The following is a 3,747-nucleotide window of genomic DNA, read 5'->3' on the forward strand; positions in this document are numbered from 1 at the left end:
CCCGGCCGGAAGGCGGCGCTGACCTGGGTAAGCACGCGGCGCCGGCCGAGGCTGACGGCGAGGTCGCTGACGCTCAGCTCCATGCCGACCGCCGCATCTTGAGGAGGAGCAGGAAGAAGAAGGGCGTGCCGAGCAATGCCATCGCGACGCCCAGCCGTATCTCCGATGCGCCCGGGCCGAGCCGGACGAGGCTGTCGGCGGCGAGGACCAAAGCGGCGCCGCCCAGCGCGCTGGGGAGCAGCAACGCCGAGGGCTTGGCGCCGGTGAGCGGGCGCAGGAGATGGGGCACGATCAGCCCGACGAAGCCGACCACGCCGGTCACCGCGACGCTCGCGCCGACCGCGAGCCCGGCGCCGAGCACGATCAGCATCTGGGTGCGCTGGAGCCGAACCCCGAGCGAGCGCGCCGCCGCCTCGCCCAGCGTCAGCGCGTCGAGCGCGCGGCCGGTGAACAGGAGCAATGCCGATCCCAGGGCGATGAAGGGCAGGGCGAGCTGGACCTCGGCGAAGCTGCGGTCGGTGAGCGCACCCATGATCCAGTCGATGATCTCGGCGGTGGCGAAGGGGTTGGGGGCGATCGAGATCAGGAAGGCGGTGAGCGCGCCGCCGAGGCTGGCGAGCACGGTGCCGGCGAGGATGAAGGCGACTTGGCTGTCGGCGCGCCAGGCGAGCCCGGCGAGCAGCAGCATCGACCCGCAGGCGGCGAGCATCGCGGCGCCGAAGATGACGAGCGGCGCGCTGGCGGCGAAGACGACGATCGCGGCGACGGCGCCGAGCGCGGCGCTCGACGAGACGCCGACCACCGCGGGATCGGCGAGCGGGTTACGCAGATAGCCCTGGAGCACCGCCCCGGTGAGGCCGAGCGCCGCGCCGATCGCCAGCCCGAGGATCGCGCGGGGCAGGCGCAGCTCGGCGACGATCCACCAGCGCGGATCGCCCGAGAACCAGACAGCGGGCGGCACCCAGACCTTGCCCGCCATCAGCGAGCCCGCGAAGAGCAGGGCGACGAGGAGCGTCAGGAGGATGAGCAGGAGAGGGCGGTTCATTGCCGTTCACCCTCACCCTTCCGGCGCTTCGCGCCTCCCTCCCTCTCCCGATGGGAGAGGGAAGGGGCCCATCGCGTTAGCGATGGGAAGGGTGAGGGTGATCGATTAACTCTCACTTCCCCACCTCCCGCCGTACTTCGGCCAGCCGCGTCATCGCCTTGGCGATCACCGGGCCGCCGCAATTGACGAGGCTGCGCGGGAAATGCGCCTGGTGGACCCTGGCGCCCGCGCGGGTCAGCGCCCAGCCGCGCATCTGCGCCGCGCGCGAGCTCGCGTCGCGGCCGGCCTGGTCGGGGACGAGCATCACGCGCGGCGGGTCGACCACGACATGCTCGATCGGGAGATAGCCGGTGCCTTGAAGCCCGTAATGTGCGGCATGGTCGCTGAAGCCCGCCTTGACCATCATCTCGTCGAGCAATGTGCCGGCGCCATTGGCGGTGTTGCCGCCGATCCACAGCAAGGCGGGGACGGGCGGGCGATCGGTCTTCGCCGCGGTCACCGCGGCGTCGATCCGCGAAACCATCGCCTCGCCCGCGGGCACGGCATCGGCCGCGGCGGCGAGCTCGCGGACCTGCGCCTTGCTCTGCTCGATCGTGCTGGCCCAGCCGAGGTACAAGGTCTTCACGCCCGAGCGGGCGAAGGCCTCGCGGGTCGAAGGCGACGTGAAGCTGTCGGCGATGACGAGGTCGGGCCTGAGCGCGATGATCTCCTCGGCGGTGCCGTTGTTGACATGGAATTTCCGGGCGAGCTCGAGCGGGATCGAAGTCGCGCCGGGATCGCGCGAATAATGGCTGATCGCGGCGATCCGCTCGGGCGGGACCAATTCGACCAACATCGCGTCGGCGCACGGGTTGAGCGAGACGATCCCGCCCCCCCGCGGCGAAGGTTGCGCCGCGCATCCGGCTGCCGCCAGGCAGAGAAACGCGGCGCCCCGCATCAGTTCAGGCGCAGCCGCACGCCGGCAAAGGCCGCGCGGCCATAGGTGCCGTAGCCCGAGACGACCTCGTACTTCTCGTCGGTCACGTTCTCGACGCGGCCATAGACCGCGAAGCGATCGCCGATCGGCATCTCGGCGCGGATGCTGCCGAGCGCGAAGCCGTCGATCCGGGTGAAATTGCCTTGGTCGTTGAAGCTGTCCCCGACGATCGTCACCGTGCCCCCCAGCGAAAGCCCGAACGGCAGGCGGTAATCGGCCGAGACGCTGGCCACGTCCTGCGGACGGCGCGCCAGCTGGTTGCCTTCATACCCTGCCGAGCGGTTCTCGGTGTCGGTATAGGTGTAGTTGGCGGTCACGGTAAACGCGTCCGTGGGCTTGAGCGCCAGCTCGACCTCGAGGCCCTCGGCGCGGGTGCGCGCGATATTGGCGTAGGTGAAGCTCACCAGGTCGAAGTCGATCTGGTTCTTCGTGTCGCGGTGGAACCAGGTCACGCCCAGCTTCGCCGCGCCGTCCAGCGCGCTCTGCTCCACGCCGACTTCCCAGCTCTCGGCGGTTTCGGGCTGGAGCGTATCGGTGCCGTAGAAGGGCGCGAAGAGCTGGTAGAGCGTTGGCGCTTTGAAGCCTTCGCCATAGCTGGCGCGGAGCAGGGTGCCGTCGAGCGGACGCACCGCGAGGTTTGCGCCCCAGCTGGTGTGCGCCCCGAAGCGGCTGTGATCGTCGCTGCGGATGCCCGCGGTGAGCGTCACGCGCTCGATCGGGGTGACGATCGCCTGGCCGTAGAAGCTGGTGGTGTCGGCGCGATAGGTGTCGGCGCCGTCGTAGAAGCGCAGATTCTCGCGCTCGGCGCCGAAGGTCACCCGCAGCTGGTCGGCCAGCGCCGCGTCGCCGCGATATTCGTAGCGCTCGCTGCGCCCGCGGAAGAGATAGGCGGGCGCGCTGCCGATCGCCGGGTCATAGCCGTCGCGGTTGATGTCGGCGATGGTGAAGGCGACGCGGTTCGCCACCGGGCCGATGTTCGCGAACAATCCGGCATAGCCGTACAGTTCCTGCCCGGTCGTATATTCGTCGGTGTCGGCGAAGGCGTAGGTCGGGGCGGGGAAGCCGTCGATCTCGAGCCGCGAATTGGCGTAATAGCCACGCAGGTCGGCGCCGAAGCCCGGCGCGAACTCGACGCGCAGCCGGCCGCTGGCATTGTACTGGCGATAGCCGTCGGTCTCGGTGCCGACCGCCGCCTGCGAGACGCCGTCGGTGCGGAAATAGCCGCCGGTCAGCGCGCCCTGGAGCGTGTCGTTGCCCGCGGCGACCGCGGCATTGGCCGAGACCTGGTCGGCAGTGCCATATTCGGCATTGGCGCGCGCCGTGATCCCGTCGGTGGGCTGCTCGGTGACGATGTTGACCACGCCGCCCAGTGCCTGGCTGCCCCAGATCACCGAGTTGGGCCCGCGCAGGATCTCGACGCGCTCGACCGATCCGGCCAGCAGATTGCCGAAGTCGAAGGCGCCGGCGGGGGCGGAGGGGTCGTTGGCGCGCACGCCGTCGATCAGCACGAGCGTCTGCGCGTCCTCGGCGCCGCGGATGCGGACCGCAGTGATGTTGCCGGGGCCGCCGGTGCGCGTGGCCGTGACGCCGGGGGTGGTGGCGATCAGGTCGGAGAGCGAGACGGTCTGGCGCGCCTCGATCGTCGCGCGGTCGAGCACGGTGATCGAGCGGCCGGTGGTCTCGGCCGCCTGCTCGACGCCGGAGGCGACGACGACGATCTCGTCGT

At 70.5% G+C, this 3,747-nt stretch carries 3 protein-coding genes; all 3 read right to left on the reverse strand.

From position 1 onward, the window contains the following. Nucleotides 1–73: 73 nt before the first annotated feature. On the reverse strand, nucleotides 74–1,045 hold the full coding sequence (locus MT490_RS06030; RefSeq protein WP_297385174.1) for an iron ABC transporter permease: 972 nt from the start codon (nucleotides 1,043–1,045) through the stop codon (nucleotides 74–76). Nucleotides 1,046–1,157: 112 nt separating this feature from the next. After that, a complete protein-coding gene (locus MT490_RS06035; RefSeq protein WP_297385176.1) occupies nucleotides 1,158–1,982 on the reverse strand; it encodes an ABC transporter substrate-binding protein in 825 nt (274 codons plus the stop codon). Beyond that, on the reverse strand, nucleotides 1,982–3,747 hold a 1,766-nt coding region (locus MT490_RS06040), incomplete at its 5' end, for a TonB-dependent receptor (RefSeq protein ID WP_297385178.1). The genes MT490_RS06040 and MT490_RS06035, both read right to left, overlap by 1 nt.

The organism is Sphingomonas sp., assembly GCF_026460985.1.
Classification (GTDB): domain Bacteria; phylum Pseudomonadota; class Alphaproteobacteria; order Sphingomonadales; family Sphingomonadaceae; genus Sphingomonas.

Excerpts from the sequence above, each read along its gene's own strand:
- MT490_RS06035 (WP_297385176.1), bottom strand. The coding sequence starts at position 1,982 with ATGCGGGGCGCCGCGTTTCTCTGCCTGGCGGCAGCCGGATGCGCGGCG.
- MT490_RS06030 (WP_297385174.1), bottom strand. The coding sequence starts at position 1,045 with ATGAACCGCCCTCTCCTGCTCATCCTCCTGACGCTCCTCGTCGCCCTG.